The organism is Frondihabitans sp. PhB161, from assembly GCF_003814635.1.
Taxonomy (GTDB): Bacteria; Actinomycetota; Actinomycetes; order Actinomycetales; family Microbacteriaceae; genus Frondihabitans.
On sequence record NZ_RKQW01000001.1, the window covers coordinates 944,951 to 970,551 of the forward strand.

32 protein-coding genes are annotated in these 25,601 nt (G+C 67.8%); 19 read left to right on the top strand and 13 right to left on the bottom strand.

Annotation, left to right across the window (positions count from 1 at the left end):
• Positions 1 to 173 precede the first annotated feature (173 nt).
• The 4 genes from EDF39_RS04580 to EDF39_RS04595 all read left to right on the top strand — a co-directional run bounded on the left by EDF39_RS04580 (position 174) and on the right by EDF39_RS04595 (position 3,851).
• Entirely contained in the window at positions 174 to 1,442 is a 1,269-nt protein-coding gene (locus EDF39_RS04580; RefSeq protein ID WP_123940863.1) for a D-arabinono-1,4-lactone oxidase, read from the top strand.
• Between the two features lie 149 nt (positions 1,443 to 1,591).
• Positions 1,592 to 2,176, top strand: coding sequence for a GTP cyclohydrolase I (gene folE, locus EDF39_RS04585; RefSeq protein WP_123940865.1), 585 nt, complete (start codon positions 1,592 to 1,594; stop codon positions 2,174 to 2,176).
• A gap of 11 nt (positions 2,177 to 2,187) precedes the next feature.
• On the top strand, positions 2,188 to 3,081 hold the full coding sequence (gene folP / locus EDF39_RS04590; RefSeq protein ID WP_123942287.1) for a dihydropteroate synthase: 894 nt from the start codon (positions 2,188 to 2,190) through the stop codon (positions 3,079 to 3,081).
• Between the two features lie 44 nt (positions 3,082 to 3,125).
• Positions 3,126 to 3,851: a pyrimidine reductase family protein gene (locus EDF39_RS04595; protein ID WP_199726134.1), complete on the top strand. Its 726-nt coding sequence runs from the start codon at positions 3,126 to 3,128 to the stop codon at positions 3,849 to 3,851.
• Between the two features lie 213 nt (positions 3,852 to 4,064).
• On the opposite strand, the gene EDF39_RS04600 is transcribed toward EDF39_RS04595, so the two are convergent.
• Positions 4,065 to 5,273, bottom strand: coding sequence for an FAD-dependent oxidoreductase (locus EDF39_RS04600; RefSeq protein ID WP_370275156.1), 1,209 nt, complete (start codon positions 5,271 to 5,273; stop codon positions 4,065 to 4,067).
• Between EDF39_RS04600 and EDF39_RS04605 the strand changes: the two genes are divergently transcribed.
• On the top strand, positions 5,259 to 5,909 hold the full coding sequence (locus EDF39_RS04605; RefSeq protein WP_158613156.1) for a GPP34 family phosphoprotein: 651 nt from the start codon (positions 5,259 to 5,261) through the stop codon (positions 5,907 to 5,909). The two genes, EDF39_RS04600 and EDF39_RS04605, sit on opposite strands and share 15 nt — an antisense overlap.
• Positions 5,910 to 5,918: 9 nt before the next feature.
• Here the strand turns inward: EDF39_RS04605 and EDF39_RS04610 are convergent, their stop codons facing one another.
• The 3 genes from EDF39_RS04610 to EDF39_RS17775 all read right to left on the bottom strand — a co-directional run bounded on the left by EDF39_RS04610 (position 5,919) and on the right by EDF39_RS17775 (position 7,193).
• The gene (locus tag EDF39_RS04610; protein ID WP_123940871.1) at positions 5,919 to 6,116 is read right to left on the bottom strand and encodes a hypothetical protein; all 198 of its coding nucleotides are present in this window, start codon (positions 6,114 to 6,116) and stop codon (positions 5,919 to 5,921) included.
• A gap of 103 nt (positions 6,117 to 6,219) precedes the next feature.
• Entirely contained in the window at positions 6,220 to 7,020 is an 801-nt protein-coding gene (locus EDF39_RS04615; protein ID WP_123940873.1) for an Fpg/Nei family DNA glycosylase, read from the bottom strand.
• A gap of 50 nt (positions 7,021 to 7,070) precedes the next feature.
• Complete coding sequence (locus tag EDF39_RS17775) at positions 7,071 to 7,193, bottom strand: hypothetical protein (protein WP_255410107.1); 123 nt, start codon at positions 7,191 to 7,193, stop codon at positions 7,071 to 7,073.
• Between the two features lie 383 nt (positions 7,194 to 7,576).
• Here EDF39_RS17775 and EDF39_RS04620 point away from each other — a divergent pair, with 383 nt between their 5' ends.
• Positions 7,577 to 7,996 (top strand): ATP-dependent DNA ligase, encoded by a 420-nt coding sequence (locus EDF39_RS04620; RefSeq protein ID WP_199726135.1) that lies wholly within the window; start codon positions 7,577 to 7,579, stop codon positions 7,994 to 7,996.
• A 90-nt stretch (positions 7,997 to 8,086) separates the two neighbouring features.
• Here the strand turns inward: EDF39_RS04620 and EDF39_RS04625 are convergent, their stop codons facing one another.
• Complete coding sequence (locus EDF39_RS04625) at positions 8,087 to 8,437, bottom strand: hypothetical protein (RefSeq protein ID WP_123940875.1); 351 nt, start codon at positions 8,435 to 8,437, stop codon at positions 8,087 to 8,089.
• A gap of 208 nt (positions 8,438 to 8,645) precedes the next feature.
• On the opposite strand from EDF39_RS04625, the gene EDF39_RS04630 reads away from it, so the two are divergent.
• The 3 genes from EDF39_RS04630 to EDF39_RS04635 all read left to right on the top strand — a co-directional run bounded on the left by EDF39_RS04630 (position 8,646) and on the right by EDF39_RS04635 (position 10,301).
• Positions 8,646 to 9,404: a hypothetical protein gene (locus EDF39_RS04630; protein WP_123940877.1), complete on the top strand. Its 759-nt coding sequence runs from the start codon at positions 8,646 to 8,648 to the stop codon at positions 9,402 to 9,404.
• Between the two features lie 134 nt (positions 9,405 to 9,538).
• The gene (locus EDF39_RS17445) at positions 9,539 to 9,700 is read left to right on the top strand and encodes a hypothetical protein (protein WP_158613157.1); all 162 of its coding nucleotides are present in this window, start codon (positions 9,539 to 9,541) and stop codon (positions 9,698 to 9,700) included.
• Between the two features lie 127 nt (positions 9,701 to 9,827).
• A complete protein-coding gene (locus EDF39_RS04635; protein WP_123940879.1) occupies positions 9,828 to 10,301 on the top strand; it encodes a hypothetical protein in 474 nt (157 codons plus the stop codon).
• Positions 10,302 to 10,377: 76 nt separating this feature from the next.
• Here EDF39_RS04635 and EDF39_RS04640 read toward each other — a convergent pair whose 3' ends face one another.
• The 5 genes from EDF39_RS04640 to EDF39_RS04660 all read right to left on the bottom strand — a co-directional run bounded on the left by EDF39_RS04640 (position 10,378) and on the right by EDF39_RS04660 (position 14,131).
• Complete coding sequence (locus EDF39_RS04640; protein WP_123940881.1) at positions 10,378 to 10,977, bottom strand: DUF3618 domain-containing protein; 600 nt, start codon at positions 10,975 to 10,977, stop codon at positions 10,378 to 10,380.
• The gene (locus EDF39_RS04645) at positions 10,974 to 11,387 is read right to left on the bottom strand and encodes a phage holin family protein (RefSeq protein WP_123940883.1); all 414 of its coding nucleotides are present in this window, start codon (positions 11,385 to 11,387) and stop codon (positions 10,974 to 10,976) included. Before EDF39_RS04645 ends, EDF39_RS04640 begins: the two co-directional genes overlap by 4 nt.
• Entirely contained in the window at positions 11,384 to 12,217 is an 834-nt protein-coding gene (locus EDF39_RS04650; RefSeq protein ID WP_123940885.1) for a hypothetical protein, read from the bottom strand. Before EDF39_RS04650 ends, EDF39_RS04645 begins: the two co-directional genes overlap by 4 nt.
• Before the next feature lie 122 nt (positions 12,218 to 12,339).
• Positions 12,340 to 13,305: an NAD(P)-dependent oxidoreductase gene (locus EDF39_RS04655; protein WP_123940887.1), complete on the bottom strand. Its 966-nt coding sequence runs from the start codon at positions 13,303 to 13,305 to the stop codon at positions 12,340 to 12,342.
• A gap of 358 nt (positions 13,306 to 13,663) precedes the next feature.
• The gene (locus EDF39_RS04660; RefSeq protein WP_123940889.1) at positions 13,664 to 14,131 is read right to left on the bottom strand and encodes a DUF1810 domain-containing protein; all 468 of its coding nucleotides are present in this window, start codon (positions 14,129 to 14,131) and stop codon (positions 13,664 to 13,666) included.
• A 49-nt stretch (positions 14,132 to 14,180) separates the two neighbouring features.
• On the opposite strand from EDF39_RS04660, the gene EDF39_RS04665 reads away from it, so the two are divergent.
• Both EDF39_RS04665 and EDF39_RS04670 read left to right on the top strand, forming a co-directional pair.
• On the top strand, positions 14,181 to 14,468 hold the full coding sequence (locus EDF39_RS04665) for a TetR family transcriptional regulator C-terminal domain-containing protein (protein ID WP_123940891.1): 288 nt from the start codon (positions 14,181 to 14,183) through the stop codon (positions 14,466 to 14,468).
• Positions 14,469 to 15,261: 793 nt separating this feature from the next.
• Positions 15,262 to 16,545 (top strand): CDP-alcohol phosphatidyltransferase family protein, encoded by a 1,284-nt coding sequence (locus EDF39_RS04670; protein ID WP_123940893.1) that lies wholly within the window; start codon positions 15,262 to 15,264, stop codon positions 16,543 to 16,545.
• 198 nt (positions 16,546 to 16,743) lie between these two features.
• Here the strand turns inward: EDF39_RS04670 and EDF39_RS04675 are convergent, their stop codons facing one another.
• The gene (locus EDF39_RS04675; RefSeq protein ID WP_123940895.1) at positions 16,744 to 17,052 is read right to left on the bottom strand and encodes a hypothetical protein; all 309 of its coding nucleotides are present in this window, start codon (positions 17,050 to 17,052) and stop codon (positions 16,744 to 16,746) included.
• 123 nt (positions 17,053 to 17,175) lie between these two features.
• Here EDF39_RS04675 and EDF39_RS04680 point away from each other — a divergent pair, with 123 nt between their 5' ends.
• The 5 genes from EDF39_RS04680 to EDF39_RS04700 are packed head-to-tail and all read left to right on the top strand — an operon-like array spanning position 17,176 to position 21,250.
• A complete protein-coding gene (locus EDF39_RS04680; protein ID WP_123940897.1) occupies positions 17,176 to 18,165 on the top strand; it encodes an FAD:protein FMN transferase in 990 nt (329 codons plus the stop codon).
• A 1-nt stretch (position 18,166) separates the two neighbouring features.
• The gene (locus EDF39_RS04685; protein ID WP_123940899.1) at positions 18,167 to 18,742 is read left to right on the top strand and encodes a ferric reductase-like transmembrane domain-containing protein; all 576 of its coding nucleotides are present in this window, start codon (positions 18,167 to 18,169) and stop codon (positions 18,740 to 18,742) included.
• The gene (locus tag EDF39_RS04690; RefSeq protein ID WP_123940901.1) at positions 18,739 to 20,028 is read left to right on the top strand and encodes an NADH-ubiquinone oxidoreductase-F iron-sulfur binding region domain-containing protein; all 1,290 of its coding nucleotides are present in this window, start codon (positions 18,739 to 18,741) and stop codon (positions 20,026 to 20,028) included. Before EDF39_RS04685 ends, EDF39_RS04690 begins: the two co-directional genes overlap by 4 nt.
• Positions 20,025 to 20,267 (top strand): ferredoxin, encoded by a 243-nt coding sequence (locus EDF39_RS04695; RefSeq protein WP_123940903.1) that lies wholly within the window; start codon positions 20,025 to 20,027, stop codon positions 20,265 to 20,267. Before EDF39_RS04690 ends, EDF39_RS04695 begins: the two co-directional genes overlap by 4 nt.
• Before the next feature lie 23 nt (positions 20,268 to 20,290).
• The gene (locus tag EDF39_RS04700) at positions 20,291 to 21,250 is read left to right on the top strand and encodes an SDR family NAD(P)-dependent oxidoreductase (RefSeq protein WP_199726136.1); all 960 of its coding nucleotides are present in this window, start codon (positions 20,291 to 20,293) and stop codon (positions 21,248 to 21,250) included.
• Positions 21,251 to 21,410: 160 nt separating this feature from the next.
• On the opposite strand, the gene EDF39_RS04705 is transcribed toward EDF39_RS04700, so the two are convergent.
• On the bottom strand, positions 21,411 to 21,680 hold the full coding sequence (locus EDF39_RS04705) for a GlsB/YeaQ/YmgE family stress response membrane protein (protein ID WP_123940907.1): 270 nt from the start codon (positions 21,678 to 21,680) through the stop codon (positions 21,411 to 21,413).
• Positions 21,681 to 21,729: 49 nt separating this feature from the next.
• Positions 21,730 to 21,942 carry a hypothetical protein gene (locus EDF39_RS04710; protein ID WP_055960935.1) on the bottom strand — a complete coding sequence of 71 codons (213 nt, stop codon included), beginning with the start codon at positions 21,940 to 21,942 and terminating at the stop codon, positions 21,730 to 21,732.
• A gap of 210 nt (positions 21,943 to 22,152) precedes the next feature.
• Between EDF39_RS04710 and EDF39_RS04715 the strand changes: the two genes are divergently transcribed.
• From EDF39_RS04715 to EDF39_RS04725, 3 genes are read left to right on the top strand one after another with little or no spacing between them, the layout of a single operon-like run.
• Positions 22,153 to 23,820 (top strand): circularly permuted type 2 ATP-grasp protein, encoded by a 1,668-nt coding sequence (locus EDF39_RS04715; protein WP_123940909.1) that lies wholly within the window; start codon positions 22,153 to 22,155, stop codon positions 23,818 to 23,820.
• Positions 23,814 to 24,743 (top strand): alpha-E domain-containing protein, encoded by a 930-nt coding sequence (locus EDF39_RS04720; protein ID WP_123940911.1) that lies wholly within the window; start codon positions 23,814 to 23,816, stop codon positions 24,741 to 24,743. Before EDF39_RS04715 ends, EDF39_RS04720 begins: the two co-directional genes overlap by 7 nt.
• Complete coding sequence (locus EDF39_RS04725) at positions 24,740 to 25,585, top strand: transglutaminase family protein (RefSeq protein ID WP_123940913.1); 846 nt, start codon at positions 24,740 to 24,742, stop codon at positions 25,583 to 25,585. Before EDF39_RS04720 ends, EDF39_RS04725 begins: the two co-directional genes overlap by 4 nt.
• Positions 25,586 to 25,601 lie beyond the last annotated feature (16 nt).

The following is a 25,601-nucleotide window of genomic DNA, read 5'->3' on the forward strand; positions in this document are numbered from 1 at the left end:
CGCGCAATTGGCGGCACTCACCGTCGCGCGAACGCCGGGGTAGCTGGCGAGTGCCGCCGAATGCCGGAAGTGCGCTCGCTAGGGATGCATTTGGCGGCACTCGGCAGGCCGGTCGGAGTGAATCGCGACAGGCCGCACTCGAAGTGAGCGCTCACGGGGATTAGTCTCGATGCATGACGTTCACCGCCGAACGCGAGCAGAACTGGGCCGGCACTCACGTGTACGGCGCCTCGCGCATCCTCCAGCCCCAGTCCGTCGACGAGCTCCAGTCGATGGTGAGAGAGACGCCGCGCATCCGGGCGCTTGGCACCCGGCACTCCTTCAATGCGATCGCCGACGGGCCCGGTGTGCTCGTGTCGCCCGTCGACATCCCGACCGAGCTCGTGATAGCTGACGACCGGCTGTCGGCGACGGTCAGCGCGGGTGCGCGGTACGCGGCCGTCGCCACCGAACTCGAGGCCGCAGGCCTGGCCTTGCACAACATGGGGTCGCTCCCGCACATCTCGGTGGGAGGCGCCACCGCCACGGGCACGCACGGCTCGGGCTCGCGCAACGGGTCGCTGGCGACCTCCGTCCGCGCCCTCGAGTTCGTCACCGCCGACGGATCTCTCCGCACGGTCCGTCGCGGCGACGCCGACTTCGACGGCAGCGTGATCCACCTCGGCGCGCTCGGCATCGTGTCGCGGGTGACGCTCGACGTCGAGCCGTCGTTCCGTGCTCGCCAGGACATCTACCGCAACCTCCCCTGGTCGGCCATCGAGGGCGACGGGCTCGCCCAACTGATGGGCCTCGGCTACAGCGTCAGCCTGTTCACCGAGTACGGCGACGACATCTCGGCCATGTGGGTCAAGACCCGCATTCCCGAGGGGCAGGACGACGTCGAGGTTCCCGACGAGATCGGCGGTGCCCGGCGTGATCCCCGCCAGGTGGGGCTGGTCAGCGACGACGACAACACCACGCCGATGGACGGCTCGGTCGGCCCCTGGCATGAACGTCTGCCGCACTTCCGTATCGACCGCACGCCCTCGAACGGCGAAGAAATTCAGTCGGAGTACTTCGTCGCGCTGGCCGACGGGGCGGCGGCCGTCGCCGCGGTCCGCACCCTTGCCGACCGAATTCAGCCGCACCTCCTCGTGACCGAGCTCCGAGCCGTGGCGGCTGACGACCTGTGGCTGAGCGAGACACAGGGGCGCGACTCGCTCTGCATCCACTTCACCTGGGCTCGTCACGTCGACGAGGTCGCGGCACTGCTGCCCCAGATCGAGAGCGTGCTCGAACCGTTCACCGCGCGGCCGCACTGGGGCAAGGTGTCGACGCTCGATGCAGCCGCGATCGAGGCGCGGTACCCGCGGATCGGTGAGTTCCGTGAGCTGGTGACGCAGTGGGATCCTTCGGGCAAGTTCGGCGGCGGCTACCTCGACCGGCTCGTGCTCGGGCGGTAGCGGCGGAGCCAGGAGTACGGGCTGGGCTCGCGACGAGACCGCCCGGCGCTTCTGGGGTGGGGCTTCGAGCCGATCTGTCGGTGGTCGGGGGTAATCTTCGTCGCGAGGATCCCGGTTCGACGGGGTACGGCAAGGGGTACAGCACGGCTATGACGACACGTTTCGACCGCCCGAGAATCGAGGCCGCGGTGGCCGAGATCCTGGCCGCCATCGGCGACGACCCGGCTCGGCCGGGCCTCGTCGATACGCCCCGGCGAGTCGCCGACGCTTACGAGGAGTTCTTCTCGGGGCTCGACGTGGATGTCTCCGCCCTCATGGGCACCAGCGTTGTTCCGGCCGAATCGGGCGAACTCGGCGAACTCGTCATCGTCCGCGACATCGAGTTCCGCTCGGTCTGTGAGCACCACCTCCTGCCGTTTGTCGGCGTCGCTCACGTCGCCTACGTTCCCGGGTCGCAAATCGTCGGCCTCGGTCGCATCCCCGGCCTCGTCGACGCTCTCGCATCGCGGCCGCTCCTGCAGGAGCGCCTGGGCGAAGACATCGCACGGGCCCTCGACGACGCGGTCGCTCCGGCGGGTGTGCTGGTCATGCTCGACGCCGTTCATGGCTGCGTGACGACCCGGGGCGCTCGCCAGACCCACAGCTCTACGGTGACGGTCGCGAGTCGGGGCACCCTGTCCGACCCCGCGAGCCGGGCCGAAGCGATCGCGTTGATCGGTGGGCCGGCCGCGTGAGCGAGACGGTGATGCCGAGCGGCTTCGTGCTTCCGGCCTTCACGACGCCAGTGCGCCGGATCGGCCGACGCACGTTCGACTTCGACCGCCAGATCGCCGTCATGGCCATCGTCAATCGCACGCCCGACTCGTTCTTCGACCAGGGGGCGACCTTTGCGCTCGACAGCGCCGTGGCCGCGGCGGTCCGTGCCGCCGACGACGGCGCCGACTGGGTCGATATCGGGGGAGTGCCGTTCGCGCCCGGCCCCGAGCTGCCGGCCGCGGAGGAGGCGAACCGGGTTGTGCCGGTGGTTGCCGCGCTCGCCGAGCAGTCTGACGTCGTCATCTCGGTCGACACCTTCCGCGCCGATGTCGCTGAGTCGGCCATCGCGGCCGGTGCGGGCGTCATCAACGACACGACGGGGCTTGCCGACCCGCGCCTCGCCGACGTCGTCGCCGACAGCGACGCGACGCTCGTGCTCACCCACTCGCTCGCGGCACCTCGCCAGCCGTATCCGCGGCCGCAGTATGCCGACGTCACCCGGGAAGTGCTCGACCGGTTGCGCTCCCGAGTCGACTTCGCTCTCTCTCGGGGCATTCCCGAGAGTCGGCTCATCGTCGATCCCGGCCACGACCTCAACAAAAACACGGCGCAGACGCTCGAGATCACACGTCGTTTCGCCGAGTTCACGACTCTCGGCCTGCCGGTGCTCGCCGCCGTCTCGAACAAAGACTTCATCGGTGAGAGCCTCGGTCGCGACAAACCCGAACGCCTCGCCGGCTCGCTCGCGGCGGCGACGGCGTGTGCCCTGTTCGGCGCTCGCATCGTGCGCATGCATGCCGTGCGCGAATCGATCGACGCCCTCCGCATGGTCGAGGCGATTCTCGGCTGGCGCGAGCCCGTCAACCCGGTGCACAACCTATGAGCGGGCCGGGCGACGGGCCGATAGGCCAGATCTTTCCGACGGCGGTGGCCGCCCTCGACGACGACGCTCTTCTTGCCCTGCTGGCACCGGCCGATCGCGCCGTGCCGCGCCTTCGCGCGAACTTCGTCGCGAGCATCGACGGCTCGGCGACCGCGGAGGGGCTGAGTGGCAGTCTCGGCGGCCCCGCCGACCGCACCGTCTTCGACCTGATGCGACAGCTGTGCGACGTCATCGTCGTGGCGGCCGGCACCGTCGCAGCCGAGGGGTACGCCGGGCCTCTCGTACCCGCGGCGGCCAGTGCCTGGCGCGTGGCGAACGGGCTCGCACCGCACCCGGCGGTGGCCGTGGTGACCGGGCGACTGTCGCCGGATCCTGAATCGGAATTCTTCGCCCAGAGCCCCGTGCGGCCGCTGGTGCTGACGGCCGCATCGGCCGACGCGGGTCGGCGCCGAGCGCTGTCGGAGGTCGCCGACGTGATCGACTGCGGTTCCGCGACGGTGGAGCCCGGGCTGATCGTCGAATCGCTCGTCGCGCGGGGCCTCACGCAGATGCACTGCGAGGGTGGCCCCTCGCTGCTGGGAGCCCTGATCGAGGCCGACGTGCTCGACGCGCTGTGCCTGACGATCAGCCCGTCGCTCGAGGGTGGCTCCGGGCCGCGGATTGCCGTGCGGCCGGGCGAAGCGGCGCCGATCGACCTGCGCGCTATGCGACTCGACCACGTGCTGCACGCGTCGGGGATGCTGCTGACGCAGTACACGCGGGTGCGCTGAGGCGTGCTGACCCTCCGGCGCGGCACAGACCCGCACAGGCCCGCACGATCGGCACAGACCCGCACGATCGGCACAGACCCCGGTGATCAGCACAGACCCGCACCGTCGGCAGAGGCAGCACGCCGCGACCTAGGGTTTGTGCCGCGTGGGCGGGTGTGAGCCGATCCGACGGGTCTGAAGCGGTACACCGGTGTAGGAACCCGCTCCGCTGCGCTACGAGCCGAGCGAAAAGCGGGCGGCGGGTCGCGAACGGCCCATCGCAAGATCGGCAAGGATCCGGCCCACCGTCGGCGTGAACTTGAACCCGTGGCCCGAGAAGCCCGCGCCGATCGTGACCGGCCCGACCCGGTCGAGCACGAAGTCGGTGGTGTCGGTCGACGTGTACGTGCAGCTGATCTCGACGAACGCGTCGGGGTCGACGCCCGGCAACCACTCGGCGGCGTAGCGGCGCAGGGCCGCGAGCTGCACCGGCTCCGACTCGAAGGTGCGCGCGTCGGGGTCGATCTCGAGCCCGGTGCCGTGCCAGCCGACCTTGACGCCCTCGGTCGGGGTCAGCATGCCGTAGACGTCGCTGTACCAGTAGTCGTCGCGACCGCGGTCGCGCAGGTGGTTGAACGACGGCCAGGTGCTGACGAGCGCAGGATCCGAGACCGCGAAGTGAGCGGGCTGCTCCTGCGTCACGATCAGCCGGGGTAGCGGGATGAGCCCGCCGAGCAGCTTCTCCGTCCACGCTCCCGCGGTCACCACGACCGACCGTGCTCGGATCGTCTCGACGACCCCGTCCCTCTCCAGCTCCACCTCGGCGAGATCGTCGGTGAGGAGTCGGATGGCGACGGCGCGGGTCTCATGACGGATGTCGGCGCCATGCCCCTGCGCGGCGCGCTGCAGGGCGACGACCGAATCGTCGGCCCGGACCCGACCGGACTCGGGGGAGAACAGCACGCGGGTGTCGAACCGCATGCCCGGCCAGCGGTCGTGCGCGGCTTCGGGTGCGAGAAACTCCGAGGCGATGCCGGCGCCCTCGAGCTGCGCGTGCACGGCGTCGAAGCGCGCATCGGGGCCCTCGCCGTGATTGACGAGCCCGACGAGGTCGAGCAGCTTCTCGCCCGACTCGTCCTCGAGCTCGCCCCAGAGACGTCGTGCTTCGACGAGCATCGCGACATAGTCGGGCTCGGCGTAGGCGACGTTGAAGTTGCGGAACTCGCCGTGCGAGGCGCCGTTCGCATGGCCCGGCGTGAAACGCTCGGCCAGCACGACCTCGCGGCCTGCTCGAGCGAGAGCCCAGGCCGTTGCGGAGCCCATGGCTCCGCCACCGATGACGAGGGTGTCGACGTGTTCGATGGTCCGCTCCTTCTTCGACGTCCTTCTACCGTAGGTGCGGAGCGTGCCGCAGGGCAGGATAGGAACGTGGGGATCGCACAAGAACTGGAACTGCTCATCCGTGAGCCGGAGACCGGGAAGTCGCGCGTCGACGCCGTGGCAGCCCGCGCGGCACTCGCAGGAGCCCTCCTGGCAGACCTGCTGATCGAGCGAAGGATCGTTCGCGACGAGCGGGGCAAGCTCGTCGTCGTCGACCATTCACCGCTCGGCGACTTCGTCCTCGATCGAGCGCTCGCCTCCATGGCGAGCGACCCCAAGCCGCGGTCTGTTCGCCGGTGGGTGGCACGTCTGGAGAGGTCGGGTGTTCGCGAGGACGTCCTGGGCACGCTGGTGACGCACGGTGACGTCGAGGCTCGCACCCATCGGATCCTGGGCCTGTTTCCGACGACGCGCTACCCGGTCGTGAACGCGCGGGCCCGAGGAGAAGCGGTGCAGTCGATCCACAACGCACTCGTCGCAAAAGGACCTGTTCCGGATCGCGGGTCGGCCCTGGTCGGCCTCTGCGACGCCGCCGGACTGCTGAGGCAGGTCGTCGGACCGGTCGACCGCCATCGCCTCAAGCCGTTTCGAGACGTCGACGTCGCCCGCGCAGTCCGAGCGTCGATTGCCGAGAAGCGGTCGTCGTCGGATGCGGGCATGATCGGAGGCGGAGGAGCAGGCGGCGACGGCGGCAGCTAGGGGGCGGAGTTACTCCTCGAGGTCGCCTGGCCCCTCCGGCTCCACCTTGGTCTCGTCCATCCGGTCGCGGAGCTGATCGGACATCGCTGCGGCCCCCTCGGAGCCGTGATCGTGCTCGACCTGCTCGATGAGGCCCGAAAGCTTGTCTTTGTTCGTGGCCTCGTTGCTGCCGTCCATCATCGGTGCGGTCTGTTCGCTATCGCTCATACCGCGAACCTACGCCGGCTCCGGCGGTGAGCCCCAGGCAATCGTGTCGGGATGGTTGCCCGTCGAAATCAGGCGTCATTCTTCGATAGGCCGCTTGGCGCCCTCAGGCCGGTGCGGGTTGGCAGCGTGGGCACCACCATGTTCGGCGTTGTTGCGGATCGTTCGGGACTTCGGCCGTGGCGACGACGGGTGTGCCACAGCGCAGGCAAGGGCGGCTAGCCCGGCCAACGACGTAGTGTCGTTCGCCTCGGCGGCGGTTTCCGGTGGTCGTTTGAAACATGCCCGGGATCGTGACGGATGCGGTCAGGCCTCTCGCGGCCCGGTCGACCAACCGTCGAGTGTCGACGTCGCCAGTGGGGGTCCACGGATAGAGGCCTTGCAGATAGCAAATCTCGTTTGCCCACATGTTTCCCAACCCTGCAATGACTCGCTGGTCGAGAAGCGCATGGATGACTGGCTGCTGGGGTCGGGCGTTCAAGCGTGCTTCGGCGTCGTCGGGGTCCCAGTCGGAACGGAGGGGGTCGGGCCCGAGGTGTCCGACGAGAGTGTGTTCAGCCCCGGTGGGGACGAGGTCGACGACGGGCAGCCGTATGCCCCAGACGGTGGTGCCGGTATCGACGACGAGTCGGATTCGCACGTCGGGCAGGATGCGGCGGGGGAGGGTTCTGCCTTTCACACTGATGGTCCAGGAGCCTTGCATGCGCAGGTGGGTGTGCAAGGTGTGGCCGTTGTCGAACCGGGTCAGGAGGTGCTTGCCATGGGTGTCGTGCTCGAGGATCCGCCACCCCGTGACTTCAGCGCCGGCAGCGTTTCCGGAGCGAATCTCTCCGTCGGTAAGTGTGTGCCCGTCGAGTGCCGGGCGGAGGCGGGCTGCCAGCTGGTAGACGCTGTCGCCCTCAGGCACACCCACCCCCGGCCACAAGCACGGGTTTCACCAGATAAGCACCTCGACGGTCAGTCGTCGCTGCTGCTGGTGGAGGTCGTCTCTTCGTGCGTCTCAGTTGTTGTGGTCTTCTCAGTGGTTTCGCCGTCGTCCGAGGTGTGGGTGGAGGTCGTGGTGTCTTTGTCGTCGCTCATCGTTGCACCGTACCCCCGCCCACAAAAGGGAGTCACTCGGAGGGTGCACGCTCCCATCTCCCATGGTGTTGGCACCCGCCGGTTGTTTCAGACCTGGTCTTACGAACAAGAACCCCCTCGGTGTGGTTCCGGAGCGAGGATCAAGGTCGACGGCACCGGGTGTGCGGTCGTACGCTACGGCCCCACGCCACCGTAGAACGGTCTACGCTCCGGAGGTAGAGGAGAGCTCCTGCTGACCACGACCCTGAGCGTGGTTCCCAACCACCATTTCGGTGCGGCGATGCGGAGCAATGGCGCAGTGCGAGGGCGTCACCCGCACACCTCTCCCGGCCCAGACCCCGTCGGACGACGACTAGGCCGTGCACGAAAGCAGCTCTTCACCCATGGGTTACATCGTTTACGACGGGGAAATCCTCGAGTTCAAAGTCGAAGACCGTCTCCTCGCCCACCTGCAAATAGTCATCGTGAACAAATTCCGCAAAAACGAGTCCTTGATGTTTTCCTGGCGGGAACCTGCTGAGACGGGTGACGGCCGCGCGACCGTCTGGCTGTCACCGAACATCGGGTTGCGGTTCAAATTCGCGGGCGGCCGGATGCCCGAGATCAATCCCACCTGGCTTGCTGCCCTCTACGAGGCAGCCGACTCTGGCCGGGGTCTCTACGCCGTCGACGAACCCCCGCGCGATAGCACCACGGAACTTCCCGGGACCAGCGGCAACCCGGTTGATTGGGCCCACGACCGCGTTCCCGCGGGGAAACCGCGTGCCGCCAGGCCGTTGGCAGGGGAGAAGCGTCAGGAGTGAACGCTGGAGGCGGATTCCAGGTGCCAAAGGGCCGCTGGAGATCGGATCACAGAAGGTTCGGTGTATGAACGGCCGACTCCCCCATGCCCTCTACTCCCCGGTGGAAGCATCTCCGGGACGCGGGTTATTTGGGGTGAACAGGGTGGCGGCGGCACCGGTGAGGACGTCTGCGACGGGCTTTTCTCGGACGCTGGCGAGGGCTCCGGACAGTCCAGCGGTAAGCGTGCCGGCCGCGATCGAAATGGCTTCGACCACTTCCTCCTGGCGTGGTGTGAGGGGCTCGTCGACGAGTTCGTCGACGGTGTCGAGGAGGTTCTCTCGGGCGGCGTCGATAACGACCGGGTCATCGTCATGGAGTGCCGTGGCCTCCGCGATGACCACAAGACCCGCCTGAGTGAGGTCGGAGTTCGGGTCGGGTTGTGCCGGAGGCGAGCCAGTCATGCGGTGCACGGTACACGGGCGTCGGCTGTAGCGCTGACGCAGGTACAGCCGACAGGACAAATCTGCCGGCTCGGGCGGAAGGCGCGGACCGGGGGACAGGGCGTCTCAGTGAGTCGTCTGCTGGCGAGCGTAGCGTCGCGTTTCCGTTGCGTGCCCGCCAGGGCGGTGGGGACCCGACCCGCACCGCCGTCGTGGGCGAGGAGCTGTCATGTCCCGAACCAAGGCTGTTGTCCATTCCCTGCTGGCTGCGCCATCTCGTGGTGCTCGTTTCGTGGAGTTCCTCTTCCGGCGGCGCGACGCAGATGGGGATATCTACCCGGAGGACCCGGCGGAGGGGGTGGTGGCTGGTGCTGATCCGGACCGCATCGTATTTCTGGGGGAGCGTGGTGAGTTGTCGTTGGGCGTTCGGACTCACGAGTTGTCGTTGCCGGCGTTCTTTGCTCGGCACCGATCGCACATAACGCGCAGAGGAGTGAGCTGGTCGATTTCTGCTTTGCCGACGTCGAGGATCCAAGACGCACCCGCCGTGGTGGCAAGAATGTCCGAGCGCCTGCAGGGGGTTGACGCCGTCGTTGTCCTGGTAGGAATTACGGATGCCCTTCGAGTAACGAGCCCTATCGTCTGGGATCAGAACCTTCGAGAGACGCTGAACGCACTCATGCGGGCACTGCCCTGTGGCGCGCAGGTCATCGTTGGCGAGATCCCGCCGTTGGATAACGCTGGGAGCCTTTCTCGACCGGCACGGGTCGCCGCGGGACTGCAGGGTCGCCTCCTGAACATGCGCACACGACTCGTCGCCCGGGACTACCCGGCTGTTGTGGTTGCAGGGTTCCCGGATGAGTTGACGACGTCCGTGTGGCGCCCGGAGTCGGAGGAGAACCGGTACCGGAACACGTACAAAGTGTGGGGCGAAGACCTCACCGGGCACTTGTCAGCTGATCCACCGGTACCGCAAAACCTTTCCTGAGGATGCAATTGGTCCGGCGCAATGAAGCCCGGCCGCGGCAGGGCGTGCGCTGCGCGAAACAGCACACCCTGGTGGTGAACTCTGGCCGGGTCAAGCCCGGTCGAGTGATCGGCATGCGAGCGTACGGTCGTTGTATGACTACTTCAGGAAACAGCGACACGCCCGACGGCTCTTCGCACCCGACGGAGGAGCAGAAGAAGCACACCGAAAATCTCGCAGACGGGTCACCGTCCGGCGACGCCACGAAAGACCCTGGTAAGGACAGCGACACGACGTCGGGCGGTGAGCCCGAATGAGCGACCCGAGGCCCACCTCTGTTCCCGAGCCGGACGAGGTCGACCCGGAGACGGGGACAGACCCGGACGGCGCACCGATCGACAACCCCTCCGGTCTCACCCTCCAACTCAACGGAGCGTTCGCGCGGTGAGGTCTTTCGGCGCGGTAGGGATCGCCATCGCAGCGGGCCTGTTACTTTCCGCATGTGCCCCCAGCGCCCAGAACCTCGACCCGGCGGGCGATCAGAACGATGCCGAGGATTCCCGCACCAACCCGGCCCAGGCGAACAAGAACGCCTGCGACCTCGCCTCCGACAACACGCTGGCGGCCCTGACCGACCTCTCCAGTTCCGGCCCGGCACGGGTGGGCTGGGTCGCCGAAGGCGACGGTGGCTGGTACGTCCCGGCGCCTCTGGGTGAAGACGGAACCCTGTCAGACGTCGTCGGGCTGTGGGCGACCGACAAGGATCCGGCGGACAAGTCGTTCGACTCGACCTTGTACGCCGTGAATGGCGACGCACAGTCGAACTCGACTGCTGCGAAAGCCGCTGCGACCACCTTCACCGCCGAATCATCGGCGGCTAAGAAAGCCATCACCTGCGCGACCGAAACGGACGACTGATCGTTCTCCGTTCGTGAGATGACAAAACCCCGTCACGCACTGCCAGCGTGACGGGGTTCTGTGTTGCAGAGGCGCTCTAGGAGTTCTTGACCTCGTCAGCCGAACCCTGCGCGCTGTCCTTCACATCGGAGGCCGCACCCTGGGCCTCGTCCTTGACCGTTCCGGCTGCGCTCTGGGCCGTGTCTTTCAGCGACGCGGCGGCGTCCTGGGCGGGTCCCTTGAGATTCTGCGCGACGTCCTGCGCGGCGCTCTTCGCCTCGTCGACCAGGGGAGCAGCTTTCTCCTTGACCTGTCCGGCGAGCTGCTGCTCTTTGTCGCTTGCGGGGATCAGAGACGAGAGCAGCCAGCCGGCGCCGAAGGCGACGAGCCCGACGGCGAGAGGGTTGCCCTTGACCTTGTCGGCGGCCTGCTGCCCGGCCTGCTTGGCCGTGTCGGTCGCGTTCGTGGCCGCGGATCCTGCGGTGTCCTGTTTGTCGTGCACGGCGCCCATGACCGACTCCTTCGCGTTCGTGAAGCGGCTTTTGACCTTCTCGGCCTGACGGTGGGCGATCTGGCTGGGGTCGACCTTGTCGGCGAGCGCGTCGACGTCGTAGCCCAGCCCCGCACGAGTCGCGTCGATCTCGGCGCGAATCTGGTCGGGCGTCTTCTTGTCGTTGGTGCTGTCTGCGATGCTCATGCGTGGCCTCCCGGCTTCACGGTCTCGGGGATCTTCTTGAGGGAGTCGACCGTCTTCGGTGCTCCGTTGATTTCTTTGAGCTCCTTCTTGCCGCGAAGGAACAGGATCAACGCGACGATGGCGTAGATCACGGCGATGACAACGGCCGAGAGTGCGTTATTCAGCACGAAGCCGAGACCCCACCAGGCGGCGATCGACAGGAACAGCAGTGCGAAGAAGGCGGTCAGCCCGGCGCCGCCGAACATGCCCGCGCCCTTGCCTGCTTTCTTCGCGGACTCGGTCAGCTCGGCCTTGGCCAGCTCGACTTCCTGACGGAACAGCGTCGAGATATCTTTCGACACACCGGTGAGGAGGTCGCCGAGCGATGTGGTCGCAGCCTTCTCTTCCGGGGTGATCGACGGGTCGGTCATCGCTGGTCACCCGAGTACGGGCGCAGGTGCGCAGTGTCGGCTCCGTCGACGATGTCGTCGAACGACGGGGTCGGTGCAACGTGGGCGGTACCGGCCTCGACGGGTGTGACGCCGAACGACTCGGCACTGCGGCTGTATCCGGGAGCCGGTTCGCCGGTGACGGGAGCGTGAGCGGCGTCGGAGGACGCGGTGCTCGCCGGGGACTGGCGACCCGTGCTCGAGGAGTCGTCGCTCTTGGCCTCGGCGGCCAGCGACTTCGCGAGACGACCGGCAAGGATCCCGGCCCCCGCCGCGATCGCGATGAATGCGCCGGGCTTTCGGGCCGCGTACTGCTTCACCTCGTCGAGGAGTGAGCCGGGATCGCGGCCGTCGAGCCACGATGCAGCCGATCCGGCGCGGCCGGAGAGGTTGCGGACGAGCTCGGACGCGACGCCGTTGCCGTCGGACTTGTCGGCCATCGACGAGAGCTCGTCTGAAACGGACCGGAGCCCTTCGGCGACTTTCTGCGACTGCGTTCCGGCCTGCTCCTTCAACTGCGAGGTGGCCTGACCGTAGAGGTCTTTGGCCTGGCTCTTGACTTCGGATGCCACCTCGCCGGCCTGCTCCTCCGCGGTTCCGGCCACGTTCGACGCTGCATCCTTGGCATCGCCAGCGACCTGGCCCGCCTGCTCCTTCGCGGCACCGGCCTTGGCCTTTGCGGCGTCAGTCGACGACGAGGATTCGCTGTCGTCAGACACCTGAGCCTCTGTGTTGACCGGCTGCGAGTACCCACCCTGGTCGTAGAGGGGCGTCGAGGAAACGGGTTCGTTCTCGGGAAGATAAGTGGACACGAGGGCCCTTTCGTCGATTCCACCAGCGCGGACACGCCAAGTGGTGAAGTCTTCACACTCGTCGCGCGCGGCTCAGACAGACCAATGTCGAAAGGGGGTTGATTTCTCCCGCAGTTTTCGGGTTAGCTCTCTGGTTGGCCTGATTCATATTGCGGGGCGCTTGTTCCGCCGCCGGTGATCGGACGGGGCAGTTTCGCCCGAAGGAGCTGGCCTGCTCGCTGTTCGAGGAGCTTCGCAACGAGCAACTCCCCGTCGACCGGACCAAATCGGTCAGAGGCCTCCCTGTGAAGCGTTGCCACCATCCCGGTGACACCAGCGGGTGTTTCGGTCGCTGCGGCGAGGTCTGTGACGGTGTCGAGTTCTTCTACGATCCGGTCGATACCGAACGATTCCATGTAGTCGCCGCGAAGGAGCGCGTCGAGGTGATGGGTCATGAAGTGGCTGCCTCCGGCACTTGTCTCGAGCGCGCCGCGAAGGGTCTCAAGGTCAAGGCGGAGGGCTTGTCCGAGAAGGAGGGCTTCCGTGACGGCGGCGACCTGCCCGAACCAGAGCGTGTTCGCCAAGAGTTTGGTGACGTATCCGGAAGCAATATCCGCGCCTGTCTCCACGCGGTTGCTCGGATCGCCGAGCGCCTCGAGGACGGGCGCTGCGCGCGCTAAAGCGTCTTCGGATCCTCCGATGTAGAAGCGAAGGGTGCCAGCTGCCGCGTCGGCCGGGCCCCCTGCCATGGGCGCACCCAGGCTCAACGCGCCTACCGCCGTCACGGCAGCAGCGACTTCGGTCGCGACTCTCGGGTCGTTGCTGGTGAGATCGATCCAGCAAGCGCCCGCCTCCAGGCCAGTGACCGCCTGGCCGGGACCAAGCATGGCGCTGCGAAGTTCGGGCGGACCTGGCAGCACGGTCACCAAGATGTCGGACCGGGACGCCACCTCGTACTCGCCTGCTACGGCGACCGCGCCGTGCGACTCCGCAAACCGGACTCGGTTCGTGTCGGGGTCGAAGACGCACACGGGATATCCCGCAGCCACGAATCGAAGAGCCACGGGGAGGCCCATTCGGCCTAGTCCGAGGACACCGATGCTGTCCATCGAACCTCCCGCTCAGGACCTTTTCGCGTCTAGGTCAGGTCTCAGACCTTGGCGTCGGGATCGGGCACCTGTCAACCCCGGGCACGTGGAGAGACAAGTGCCTAGAGTCCCGATTAGCCGTCGTGAAACTAGACGCCCTTCGACGGGATTTCCGGAGTCGAGCGAATGGAGAACGCACATGAAAATCAGTTACGACACCGAAACCGATTCGATCTCGGCCACCGGCCTGAGCGCCGAGCAGAACGCAGAGCTTCAACGGGAGCTCTCGTCTGCGTTGTACCGAAACGAGCCCGTGCAAACCGTAGCCACAACGATCATGGCCGCAGCGCGCAGGTTCGCCTCGAATCCGTGACACCTCTCACCGGTTGCGTAGTTGCCGGTCGGTAGCCTCGTCGACGTCTCCGCAAAACCACCGGTCCAGCACTTCCACGAAGTCCGGGTCGTCAGGGGAGGCGCGCAGGAACAAAGTCATCGACGACTTCAGTTTCTGCGCATCGATGCTCCCAAGAACAGCATCTGCTGACTGCCCTGGGGTTGTTGCGATGGCCCGGGCGCTTTCTCTCAATCGTGGTCCGAGGACGGGGTGGTCAAGGAACGCTCGTGCTTCCTCGAGCGAGCTGATTGCGAACTGCTGCGCGGTCGCGCTTCGTCCGAGGCCTGCCACCTGAGGGAAGACGAACCACATCCAGTGAGACGACTTCCGACCGCGCCCGATCTCACGAAGGGCGGTCGTGTACGTCTGACGGTCGTCTTGAGCCGAGACAAATCGAGCCAGATCGAATGGGTCTGCTTTCGGAGCGTCCTCTGTGCCTTCCTCAGTGTCCATGGCGCCATTTCATCACTCGTGACCAGGCCGCGGTGCACTTTCGAGCTCGATGCGGCCCTGGTCGAACGTCAGTCACCCCCTGCACGCGCAGTTCCGGGCCCGGTACGAACGGATCGTCCTCAACATGACGACGGAGTTCCAAGCCCTGCAAGAACTTGGGCTCCTCCTTCCTGGCGTGAAACCGGACGAGGCGGCCCGGACACTCATCGCGGCCCAGGACGGCGCACAGATTCAGTGGCTGTACGACCCGGAAGGTGTCGACATCAACGACATTATTCAGGGGCTGCTCGACACGCTTCTCATGAGCCCACCGACGGCGACAGGCGCAGCCTCGTGACATGAAAACCACCATGTGGGCCGTCTGTGGGCAATCCCCCCATCGCAATGTGAAGCGAAGTGCCGGCGGGTAAACGCATGGACGTGCCGCTCGGGGCACGTGCATCGACGAGAGGATTCTGGTCGGGGGAACAGATCCCTACCCAAGGGGCTGTTCCACCCGAACAGACGCAACCGCAACCCAATGGCGGTCCCGCTACCCCGAAGACCCGAATGCTTCAGGGGGTACATCGAAGATACGCCACACCAGCAGCGTAGATAGCAGAAACCAGTGTTTTATCAGGGTTTTTTGCAGTACTTGCACACGAGTGCGCAGCGACGTACAAGACCCGCAGGGTACAAAACGGGGTACGAATGCGAAGCCCCGCGGAAGTAGTGACCCACTACTCGCCGGCGGGGGCGTCTGCTTGCTCGACTCGGCTGACGAGACCGCACTGTACGGCCGGTCTGCGGGTGTAGTCGAAGAAGCGAAGAGCTCCAATTGCAACCGTAATAATTAGTTCGGTATGTGTGCGAAGCTGGCGGTTCGGGACAAACCTCCGAGGGAAGCGTCCAACATGGACGGCTACGCCATCTGCATGGACCGAAGCAATCGATACTCAAGGATTGGGCAGCATGCGGGAACGCACGCTGGGCTGCTCGACCTCCTCGAGGACAGCGTTCCCGACGGTTCGACGTTGGTGGGGTTGGTTATTAGCTTTGGCTCGCAGATTCAACCGCAAATGCCACTTCGCCTGGCGACCTGAAACAGGCCGCACCCGGGCGGTCGGCGGGCACCGCCCGGGGAAGAGAGAATGGTCGACGTGAATATCGTCGACTGGCTGGGAGACTCCCGCGCGGTACTGCCCTTCGGCATCGCCCTCGCTGTCGCCGTCGTCGCGGCGTTCCTGGAGTCGGGGGTGGGGCTCCTCCTGTTCGTTCCGGCCGGGCCGATAGTGATCGTCGCGGCGAGCGGCACGGCGACCGTCCCTGGGATCCTCGGGCTGGTCATCGCTGTTGCCGTCGCCCGGGTCGTCGGCGACGTCGTCGGCTTCCGGTTCGGGCGCACCCGTGGTGCCGCGGGCGCCCGCGACTCCGCGGTCGTCGCCCGCCTCGGCGCGCAGCACTGGGATGTCGCCGTCTCGTCGCTGAAACGCCACGGCCCGCTCGCCGTTCAGCTGTCGCGGCTCGTGCCCGTGCCGCGGGCGCTCGCCCCTGCGGTCGCCGGGGCCTCGGGCATCGCGCCGGCGCGGTTCGTCCGGGCGAGCGTCGTGGCCTCGGTCGCCTGGTCGCTCCTCTACGTCGGCGTGGGAGTGCTCGCGCGCGCGTCGTTCCCGATCGTGCGGCCGTACCTCGGTGTCGGCGCGTGGTTCGTCATGGCCGTGCTCGTCGCTGTCGGCATCGTGTACCTGGTGGTGCGAACGGTGGTCGTACGGCTTCCCGCCGGCGACATCCGCCGTGTGCTCGGCGACTCGTCGTTCGCCGGGGCGAGCCCGAACGCCGAGGGCGGATCGAGTCTGCTGCAGCGGCTGTTCCACGAGGACAACTGGCGCACGCTGCCCAATGTGATCTCGGCCGTGCGGATCCTTTTGTTGCCGCTCTTCGGAGTGCTGCTCGTCGCGCACCAGTTCTGGGCCGCGATCGTCACGCTGCTCGTCGTGTTCCTCACCGACTTCGTCGACGGGTTCATCGCGCGCCGCTTCAACCAGATGTCGAATCTCGGAGCCTGGCTCGACCCGGTGGCCGACCGTCTGACCGTCGTCTTCGTGGTCGCCGCGTTCGCGGCGTCGAACATCGTGCCGTGGCAGCTGGTGCTGATCCTGCTCATTCCCGACCTGCTGTCGGGGGCGTGGGCCGTCGTCGCGTTCGGTGGAGCGCCCGATGTGCGCGTCTCGAAAGTCGGCAAGGTGCGGACGGCGCTCCTGTTCACCGGGCTGTTCCTGCTGCTGTTCGGCGAGGCCGTCAGCGGGGCCCACGACCTGCTCGTCGGGGTCGGGTTCGCGTCGTTCGTGCTCGGAGTCGTGGGGCACTATCTGGCCATGGCGCGGAACGCCCGCGGCCTGGTGACGCTGTGGCAGCGGGAGCCTGCCCGGGTCTGAGCCGACACCACCCTTCATGGGCGGCCCCTAGGGGATGCCAAGCAGGGGCAGAGGTCGGGCACTGATCGTTGACATTTCAACGAAGGGTGCACTCATGAACATCAGGCAGAAGGGGCTCCGCGGAGCCCGCGCCGTCACCGCGGCCGTCGGCGGCATCGGCATCGCAATCGCGGCCGTCACCGGCATCGCGGTCTGGAATCAGAGCAACGACGAAAAAGCCGACGCGGCAGCGACAAGCACGACCGAGTCGACCGACACGAGCGGCAGCACCGCGACGACCGAGCCGACCGACACGTCCAGCAGTAGTAGCGACACGAGCGCCACTGACAGCAGCACCGACACGAGCGGCACCGACAGCAGCGACACGAGCGGCGACAGCAGTGACTCAAGCGCCACCGACAGCAGCAGCGGCACGAGCAGCAGCGACTCCACCGACAGCAGCTCGACGACCACGACGACGCCGGTCACTGGCGGAACGTCGAGCGGATCGTCCGACGCGACGTCCACCGGATCCTGACTTCTCGCCCATCAGTTAGCGTCCAGAAACCTCATGGCCATGGCATCGGAACCGGACTGGGAGCGCATAGGCCGGCCGGAGAGAGTGGGAGTCCGCGACGGAAGGACTCCCGCATGAACGAGCAGCTCACCCCCACCCGCGCCACCGCCCTGAACGCGACCATGGACTGGCCCATCTGGAGCACGACGGCCCGCATCGTGGTGACCGACGCGACGGCGCTGAACAGGGCTCGACGGATCGCCGATCGGATCCTGGTCGATGTCGAGATGGCGTGCAGCCGGTTCCGCGACGACTCCGAGCTGCGGCTGATCGGCGGACGCGCCTCGGAGGGCGTCGAGGTCAGTGACATGCTCGCCGCCCTCGTCGACCGGGCCCTGCTCGCCGCGCGCTCGACCTTTGGCGACGTCGATCCGACCCTCGGTGGCGTGCTCGACGGACTCGGCTACGACCGCGACGTGCGTCTGCTGCCGCATGCGCAGCACGGTGACGAGGCCTCGTTCTCGATGTCGGTCGCGACGCCGCGCGAACCGGGCTGGCGCAGGATCCGACTGGTCGACCGGGTGCTGACCGTCCCCGACGACCTGAGGCTCGACCTCGGCGCCACAGCGAAGGCGATTGCGGCCGACCTGTGCGCCACGGCCATCGCCGACGAGCTGCATTGCGGCGTGCTGGTCAGCCTCGGCGGCGACCTGGCGACTGCTGGTCGCTCGCGCGACGACGGCTGGCAGATCACGGTCCGCGATCTCGACCGCGACCCCGAGACTCGCATCACCCTGGCGGACGGCTTCGCGGTCGCGACGTCGAGCACGCAGAAGCGACGCTGGGTGCACGACGGCCGTCAGGTGCATCACATCCTCGACCCTCGGCTCGGTCTTCCCGCCCCGGCCGTCTGGCGAAGCGTGACCGTCGCGGCGCACGACTGCCTGCGGGCGAACACCCTGTCGACCGCGGCGATCGTCCGCGGTCGCCGGGCGGTGGAGTTCCTCCGCGACGAGCAGACGCCGGCCCGTCTGGTCGACGCCCGTGGCAACGTGGTCCACCTCAACGGCTGGCCCGACGACGAGCGCGAGCCCGCGCCTGCCCTGTTCCGTCGGGCGGGCTGAGATGGAAGACGCACTCTGGGCTCTCGGCCGAGGCACGGGAGTCGCCTCACTCGTGCTGTTCACCGTCTCGGTGCTGCTCGGTGTCGTGACCCGCTCGGGCCGGCCTCTGCCCGGTCTGCCGCGCTTCGCCGTCACCCTGGTGCACCGCAACGTGTCGCTGGCTGCGACTCTCCTTCTCGTCGTGCACATCGTCAGCCTGCTGTTCGACCCGTATGCGCAGCTCACCCTGCTCGACACGATCGTTCCGTTCTTCGGCGAGTACCGCCCCGTGTGGCAGGGCCTCGGCACGCTCGCGTTCGACCTGGTGCTCGTGATCGTCGCCACCGGCCTGCTCCGCCACCGCATCGGCAACCGGGTGTTCCGGGCGGTGCACTGGTCCACCTACGCGCTCTGGCCCATCGCCCTTGCACACGCCATCGGCAACGGCACGAATGGCACCGACGGTTGGTTCCTGGCGCTCGCGGGGATCTCCGTCTCCCTGGTCGTCGCCGCCGTCGCCTGGCGTCTGACCACCCGCTTCATCGAGTTCCGCGGCGTCCGCGTCGCCTCGCCCGTCCGATCCGGAGGGATCTCATGACCTTGACCCAGCCCATCACCACCAGCATCGCCGGCCCGACCGGCGTCAGTCGCCTCTTCGCCGCCGGGGCCAGCGACTTCCGCTCGCACCGTGCCGTGTTCGGCCCGATGCCGGGCGCCGTCGACGAGGGCCATCTGCTGGCCGAGCTCGAGGCATCGGGTCTGGCCGGCCGCGGCGGCGCCGCCTTTCCGACCTGGCGCAAGCTGGTCGCCGTGCGCGGCGCGTCGTCCGGCGGCACCCGCGCCGACAGGGCTGGCAGTGGCGCAGGCACCGGCCGCCGCAGCTCCGCGACGCGAGGCGGCCCCGTCGTCATCGCGAACGGCGCCGAGGGCGAGCCGCTCAGCCGCAAAGACGAGACCCTTCTCGCCGGTGCCCCGCATCTCGTGATCGACGGCCTCCTGCTCGCCGCGGCGTCGGTCCGCGCATCGGATGTCGTCCTGTATGCCCCGACGCGCAGCCTCGAGCACGTCTCCCGTGCCATCGCCGAGCGCATCGACGCCGAGCGCATCCGACTCGTGACGGCCCCCGAGACCTTCCTCTCGGGCGAGGCTTCCGCCGTCGTGAGCGCGGTGGGCGGGGGCCCGGCCATCCCGCGTGACCGCATCGTCCGCCTCAGCGAGAGCGGCCTCGGGGGTGCGCCCACCCTGGTACAGAACGTCGAGACCCTCGCCCACCTGGCTCTGCTGGCACGTTTCGGCGCAATTTGGTTCCGCTCCCGCGGCACCGACGAGGATCCGGGCACCCGCCTCGTCTCGGTCAGCGGCGATGTGCCGAGCCCTCGGGTCTACGAGGTGGCCGCCGGAATGCCGCTCCTCGATCCGCTGGTGTCTGCCGGCGTCCGGCCTCAGAGGATCGGCGCGGTGCTGGTCGGCGGCTACCACGGCGCCTGGGTGCCCGGCACCGCGGTGGCGACACCGCTCTCACCCTCCGGCCTGCGGCCGTTCGGAGCGGCACCGGGCGCCGGGATCCTGATGGTCCTCGGCCCGCACCGCTGCGGCCTCGACGCCTCCGCCGAGATCGTCGAGTACCTCGCCGGGCAGTCGGCCAAGCAGTGCGGCCCCTGCGCCAACGGCTTGCCGCGTCTCGCCGACGTACTGCGACGACTGGCGCGGCGAGACCGGGCCGAGTGGCTGCCCGCCGAGATCGAACGCCTGGCACGGGTGGTGGCCGGTCGCGGATCCTGCCATCACCCCGACGGCACCGCGCGGCTCGTGCTGAGCACGCTCACCGTGTTCGCCGACGACGTGCAGGCGCACCTGCAAGGGCGCTGCGAGGTGCGGCGATGAGCCGGGATGCCTCCTCGAACGGCGACGCGTCGCTCCATATCGACTGGACGCTCTGCGACGGGCGGGGGCTCTGCACCGAACTGCTGCCGGAGCTGCTGGCCCGCGACGAGTGGGGCTACCCGCTCGCCGCAGCAGGGTCGGACGTGACTGTGCCGCGCGAGCTCGTCGGCCCCGCAAAGCAGGCGGTGGGGCTGTGCCCGCGAGCGGCGCTGCGTCTCAGGGCGTCTGCAGGTGCCTGATGGGCGGGCGTAGCGTTGTGCGCATGACACGTCTCACCACGCCCTTCGGGGCAAAGACCACGGCCGCCGAGATCCTCGACGGCAGCATCACCGACCGAGTCGACCTCACCGGCAAGCGCGCCGTCGTCACCGGCGCCGCCTCGGGCATCGGGCTCGAAACGGCTCGCGCGCTCGCGGGAGCCGGCGCCGACGTGACGCTCGCCGTCCGCAACGAGAGCGCAGGATCCGACGCGGTCGCCGACATTCGCAGCACCACCGGCTCCGACAAGGTTCACGCCGCCTACCTCGACTTGCAGAAGCGCGACACCCTGCGCGCCTTCGCCGACGCCTACGACGCTCCGCTCGACATCCTCGTAAACAACGCCGGCATCATGGCGACGCCCCTGACTCGCACGCCGGAGGGCTGGGAGCTGCAGTTCGCCAACAACCACCTGGGGCACTTCGCGCTGGCCCTCGCGCTGCACGACTCGCTCGCCGCGGCCTCGGACGGCGCCCGCATCGTGTCGCTGTCGTCGACCGGACACCACTACTCCGACGTCGTGTTCGACGACCTCGCCTTCGAGGGGCGCGAGTACGACCCGTGGCTCGGCTACGGGCAGTCGAAGACGGCGAACGTGCTGTTCGCGGTCGGTGCCGGCAGCCGATGGGCCGACGACGGCATCACGGCCAACGCCGTGCACCCGGGTGGCATCATGACGAACCTGCAGCGGCACATGGATCCTGCCGAGTTCACCCGTCGGGGCTGGATCGACGCCGACGGCAAGCCGAACCCGGCGTTCAAGTCGACCGAGCAGGGCGCATCGACGTCGGTGCTGGTCGCCGCGTCGCCGCTCGTCGCGGGTGTCAGCGGCCGCTACTTCGAAGACGCCAACGAGGCGGTGCCGTTCGACGAGGCGAAGCCCGGCGTCGGCGTGAAGTCGTATGCGCTCGACTCGGCCTCGGCGGACCGCCTGTGGGAGGTCTCGCTCGGCCTGGTGGGCTGACCGGGAGGGGCCGAGCGCAGGCCGGCTTTATGACGCGTTTCGGCCTTATCGACCCGGCTCGCCGCTTCGGATTGGCCGATCTGCGTCACTTCGCCCCATGAAACGGCGAAGGGCGCCGCCACCTCGAGAGGTGACGGCGCCCTTCGGCGAGCGGTGCGAACTACGCGCGGCTGCCCTTGCGGCCGGTGATTGCGCCCCAGATGACGAGCACGATGAGCGAGCCGACGATGGCGATGATCCAGCTCTGAATCGAGAAGAATCCGTTGTAGTCGACCTTGAAGATGAGGCCGCCGAGCCATCCGCCGAGGAGGGCGCCGATCACGCCGAGCACGAGGGTGGCGATCCAGCCGCCGCCCTGACGGCCGGGAAGGATCGCCTTGGCGATGGCGCCGCAGATGAGGCCGAGAAGAATGAATGCGAGGAAGCTCACGATGGTGCTCTCTTTCTAAGTGGGGTTGCTGTCACCGGTAGGTGAGGAATTACGCGAAGCGCTTTTTGGCTTTCTTCGCGGCGATCTTGCGGCCCTTGGCGACGTCTTTCTTCGCCTGCTTGCGGGCCTTCTTGACCTTGGGGTCGTTCCAGACGCCGGTGAAGGCGCTGGTGATCTCTTTGTAACGAGACGTACCGGCTTTTGCGCCCAGCAGGTAGGCAAAGAAGGCGATGATGATGATTACTACGAATTTCGGTCGCATTATGTGTCCTCCCAGATGGACTGACGAAGCCGGAGGGCCTCGTGCACTCGAGATTGCCCGAATACTGAGGAAACGCTAGTCCACAGCGCATTTGCAGGTTCTCAGGTGTCAGTTTTTCGGGGTACAACGCCGGTCCCGGTCGAGGGCGGCGTCACGCCCCCGCCCACTGTTCGAAACACTCCCGCAACAGCGGGCCCCTAGGTTCGAGACATGGGAGACCTCTTCGACGGTTACGCCGGTGTCGCACGCCGAGACACCCGCCGCCGCTCATCACCGGCATGGGACGAGATGTTCCAGGGGGCCGGGCATCCGCGCAGCATGTACCGCGAGATCCACGCGGCTCTCGAGAGCATGACGCAGGACGAACTCCGCGGCCGGACAGCCGCCCTCGCCGACTCGTACCTGGCCCAGGGCGTGACCTTCGACTTCGCCGGCGAGGAGCGGCCGTTCCCGCTCGACGCGGTTCCGCGCGTGATCGAGCAGGCCGAGTGGCTCACCGTCGAGCGCGGCATCAAGCAGCGGGTGCGGGCGCTCGAGGCGTTCCTCGCCGACGTCTACGGAGCCCAGCGGTGCGTTGCCGACAGCGTGATCCCGGCGTCGCTCATCACCTCGTCGAGCCACTTCCACCGTCAGGCCGCGGGTATCGACCCAGCGAACGGCGTGAGGATCCAGGTCTCGGGCATCGATCTCATCCGCGACGAGGCGGGTGCGTGGCGCGTGCTCGAAGACAACGTGCGGGTGCCGAGCGGTGTCAGCTACGTCATCTCGAACCGTCGGGTGATGGCCCAGACCCTTCCCGAGCTCTTCGTCTCCATGCGGGTCCGCCCCGTGGGCGACTACCCGAACCGACTGCTGCATGCGCTGCGGAAGAGCGCACCGACGGGAGTCGAGGATCCTACCGTCGTCGTTCTCACCCCCGGAGTCTTCAATTCGGCGTACTACGAGCACACCCTTCTCGCTCGCCTGATGGGGGTCGAACTCGTCGAGGGCCGCGACCTCTACTGCTCCGGCGGACGTGTCTGGATGCGGACGACCGCGGGGCCGCAACGCGTCGATGTGATCTACCGCCGCGTCGACGACGAATTCCTCGACCCGCTGCAGTTCCGCGCCGACTCGGTGCTGGGTTCGCCCGGCCTGCTCATGGCGGCGCGCCTCGGCACCGTCACCATCGCCAACGCGGTGGGCAACGGGGTCGCCGACGACAAGCTCGTCTACACGTACCTGCCCGACCTGATCCGTTACTACCTCGGCGAAGACGCGATCCTGCCGAATGTCGACACCTGGCGGCTCGAAGACCCGGGCGCCCTCGAAGAGGTGCTCGACCGCCTTGACGAGCTCGTGGTCAAGCCGGTCGACGGCTCGGGCGGAAAGGGGCTCGTCGTCGGGCCCGCCGCGTCGAAGGCCGAACTCGACGACCTGCGCGGTCGCCTGCTCAAAGACCCTCGCGGGTGGATCGCGCAGCCGGTGGTGCAGCTGTCGACGATTCCCACGCTCGTCGACGAGGGGCTCCGCCCGCGGCACGCCGACCTCCGCCCGTTCGCGGTCAACGACGGCGACGACATCTGGGTGCTCCCCGGCGGTCTCACCCGTGTCGCGCTGCCGGAGGGGCAGCTCGTCGTCAACTCCAGCCAGGGCGGCGGCTCGAAAGACACCTGGGTGGTCGGCCTCGACGCCGGCACCTGGACCGGCGGTCACAACGTCGGCGAGCTCGTCAGCGAGCAGGCCACGCAGACCTCGTCGATCCCGATCGTCGCCGCCGAGCACGTTCCCGATCAGTCGCCTGCCGACGACCCAAAACGCGACCAGCAGTCGCAGCAGCAGCAGGAACATCAACAACAGCAACGTCAGCTGTCTGACACGGAAGAGACATCATGCTGAGCCGCATCGCCGAGAGCCTGTTCTGGATCGGAAGGTACATCGAGCGGGCAGACGGGACCGCCCGGATCCTCGACGTCCACCTGCAGTTGCTGCTCGAAGACCCATGGATCGAAGAGGACGCCGCGTGCCGGTCGCTCCTCTCGGTGATGGGATCGGAGGCCCCCGACGACACCGCGCTCACCCGAGCCGACGTGCTGACGATGCTCGCGGTCGACCGGCACAACCCGGCCTCGATCGCGTTCTCGCTCGGCGCCGCTCGCGAGAACGCCCGGCGTGCCCGCGAGATCGTCTCGACCGAGCTGTGGGAATGCCTCAACACGACCCGGGCCCGGATGCCGCGCAAGGTGTCGAGCGAGAAGGTCAGCGACTTCTTCGCCTGGGTGCGCGAACGGTCGGCGCTCGCCGTCGGCATCATCGAGTCGGCGACGAGCCGCGACGAGGTCTGGCAGTTCTTCACGCTGGGGCGCTCGATCGAGCGTGCCGACATGACCGCCCGCCTGCTCGCCACGCGCACCCTGACCGAGGCGTCGGGCCCGTCGTGGACGACGATCCTCCGCTCGGTCGGTGCCTACGAGGCGTACCTCCGCACCTACCGCGGCGTGCCGAGCGCGCGCAACGCCGCCGAGTTCCTGCTGCTCGACCGCCTCTTCCCACGGTCGGTGCTGTTCGCCATCTCGCGTGCCGAGAACTGCCTGCGCGAGGTCGAGCCCGGCACCGCGCGCACCTCGTCGTCAGATACCGGGGTCAGGATCCTGGGACAGATGCGGTCCGAGCTCGAATACAAGCCGATAGCCGAGATCCTCGATGATCTGCCGAAGCACATGGACGCCGTCCAGGCCGCCACCTCCGCCGCGTCGGAGGCGATCCGCCAGCGCTACTTCCCGACCTCCGCCGCTCCGACCTGGGTGGGAGAGCGCTCGTGAGCCGGCTTCGGATCCGCCACGTCACCGGGTTCCAATACCTGGGCGAGGCGAAGGCCAGCTACAACGAGGCCCGCATGCTGCCGGCATCGACCGAGACGCAGTTCGTGCTCTCGTCGCACCTGCGCATCGAGCCGAACTCGGGCGCGCACGAGTACCTCGACTACTGGGGCACGCGTGTCTCGTCGTTCGAGGTGCTGCAGCCGCACACCGAGCTCTCGCTCTCGGCGACCTCGCTCATCGAGGTGCGTGGCACGCCGCACCTGCCGCACGACCTGTCGTGGGCCGACCTCGAGACGGCGGCCGCGCGATCGGCCGAGTTCGTCGAGCAGCTCGAGCAGACACCGCTCACCGAGCCGCCCGCCGAGGTGGCGGCCCTCGCCGCCGAAGCCGTCGCCGCGACGAACGCCCCCTGTGACGCCGCTCTCCGCATCTGCGAGGAGATCGGTGATCGAGTGTCGTATCTGCGGGGCGTCACGAACGTGAAGTCGACCGCGGCCGAGGCCTGGGAGGCGAAGGCCGGGGTCTGCCAAGACATCGCCCACATCACGCTGGGTGCATTGCGGTCGGCGGGGATCCCGGCGCGGTACGTCTCGGGCTACCTGCACCCCAAGCCCACCGCGGAGCTCCGCGAGACTGTGACCGGCGAATCGCACGCATGGGTGGAGTACTTCTGCGGATCCTGGTCCGGGTACGACCCGACGAACCTCATCGACATCGGAGAGCGCCACGTCGTCGTCGGGCACGGCCGCGACTACAACGACGTGCCTCCCTTGCGCGGTGTCTACGGCGGTTCCGGTGCGTCGAAGCTGTTCGTCACAGTCGAAATCACCCGCGAGGCGTAGGGGCGCCGGGGCGTCG

Excerpts from the sequence above, each read along its gene's own strand:
- EDF39_RS04665 (WP_123940891.1), top strand. The coding sequence starts at position 14,181 with ATGCGGCCCTGGTCGAACGTCAGTCACCCCCTGCACGCGCAGTTCCGG.
- folP (WP_123942287.1), top strand. The coding sequence starts at position 2,188 with ATGCCGAGCGGCTTCGTGCTTCCGGCCTTCACGACGCCAGTGCGCCGG.
- EDF39_RS04660 (WP_123940889.1), bottom strand. The coding sequence starts at position 14,131 with ATGGACACTGAGGAAGGCACAGAGGACGCTCCGAAAGCAGACCCATTC.
- EDF39_RS04645 (WP_123940883.1), bottom strand. The coding sequence starts at position 11,387 with ATGACCGACCCGTCGATCACCCCGGAAGAGAAGGCTGCGACCACATCG.
- EDF39_RS04670 (WP_123940893.1), top strand. The coding sequence starts at position 15,262 with ATGGTCGACGTGAATATCGTCGACTGGCTGGGAGACTCCCGCGCGGTA.
- EDF39_RS04690 (WP_123940901.1), top strand. The coding sequence starts at position 18,739 with ATGACCTTGACCCAGCCCATCACCACCAGCATCGCCGGCCCGACCGGC.
- folE (WP_123940865.1), top strand. The coding sequence starts at position 1,592 with ATGACGACACGTTTCGACCGCCCGAGAATCGAGGCCGCGGTGGCCGAG.
- EDF39_RS04700 (WP_199726136.1), top strand. The coding sequence starts at position 20,291 with ATGACACGTCTCACCACGCCCTTCGGGGCAAAGACCACGGCCGCCGAG.
- EDF39_RS04640 (WP_123940881.1), bottom strand. The coding sequence starts at position 10,977 with ATGAGCATCGCAGACAGCACCAACGACAAGAAGACGCCCGACCAGATT.
- EDF39_RS17775 (WP_255410107.1), bottom strand. The coding sequence starts at position 7,193 with ATGAGCGACGACAAAGACACCACGACCTCCACCCACACCTCGGACGAC.
- EDF39_RS04720 (WP_123940911.1), top strand. The coding sequence starts at position 23,814 with ATGCTGAGCCGCATCGCCGAGAGCCTGTTCTGGATCGGAAGGTACATC.
- EDF39_RS04610 (WP_123940871.1), bottom strand. The coding sequence starts at position 6,116 with ATGAGCGATAGCGAACAGACCGCACCGATGATGGACGGCAGCAACGAG.
- EDF39_RS04625 (WP_123940875.1), bottom strand. The coding sequence starts at position 8,437 with ATGACTGGCTCGCCTCCGGCACAACCCGACCCGAACTCCGACCTCACT.
- EDF39_RS04630 (WP_123940877.1), top strand. The coding sequence starts at position 8,646 with ATGTCCCGAACCAAGGCTGTTGTCCATTCCCTGCTGGCTGCGCCATCT.
- EDF39_RS04710 (WP_055960935.1), bottom strand. The coding sequence starts at position 21,942 with ATGCGACCGAAATTCGTAGTAATCATCATCATCGCCTTCTTTGCCTAC.
- EDF39_RS04580 (WP_123940863.1), top strand. The coding sequence starts at position 174 with ATGACGTTCACCGCCGAACGCGAGCAGAACTGGGCCGGCACTCACGTG.
- EDF39_RS04685 (WP_123940899.1), top strand. The coding sequence starts at position 18,167 with ATGGAAGACGCACTCTGGGCTCTCGGCCGAGGCACGGGAGTCGCCTCA.
- EDF39_RS04695 (WP_123940903.1), top strand. The coding sequence starts at position 20,025 with ATGAGCCGGGATGCCTCCTCGAACGGCGACGCGTCGCTCCATATCGAC.
- EDF39_RS04620 (WP_199726135.1), top strand. The coding sequence starts at position 7,577 with ATGGGTTACATCGTTTACGACGGGGAAATCCTCGAGTTCAAAGTCGAA.
- EDF39_RS04715 (WP_123940909.1), top strand. The coding sequence starts at position 22,153 with ATGGGAGACCTCTTCGACGGTTACGCCGGTGTCGCACGCCGAGACACC.
- EDF39_RS04655 (WP_123940887.1), bottom strand. The coding sequence starts at position 13,305 with ATGGACAGCATCGGTGTCCTCGGACTAGGCCGAATGGGCCTCCCCGTG.
- EDF39_RS17445 (WP_158613157.1), top strand. The coding sequence starts at position 9,539 with ATGACTACTTCAGGAAACAGCGACACGCCCGACGGCTCTTCGCACCCG.
- EDF39_RS04680 (WP_123940897.1), top strand. The coding sequence starts at position 17,176 with ATGAACGAGCAGCTCACCCCCACCCGCGCCACCGCCCTGAACGCGACC.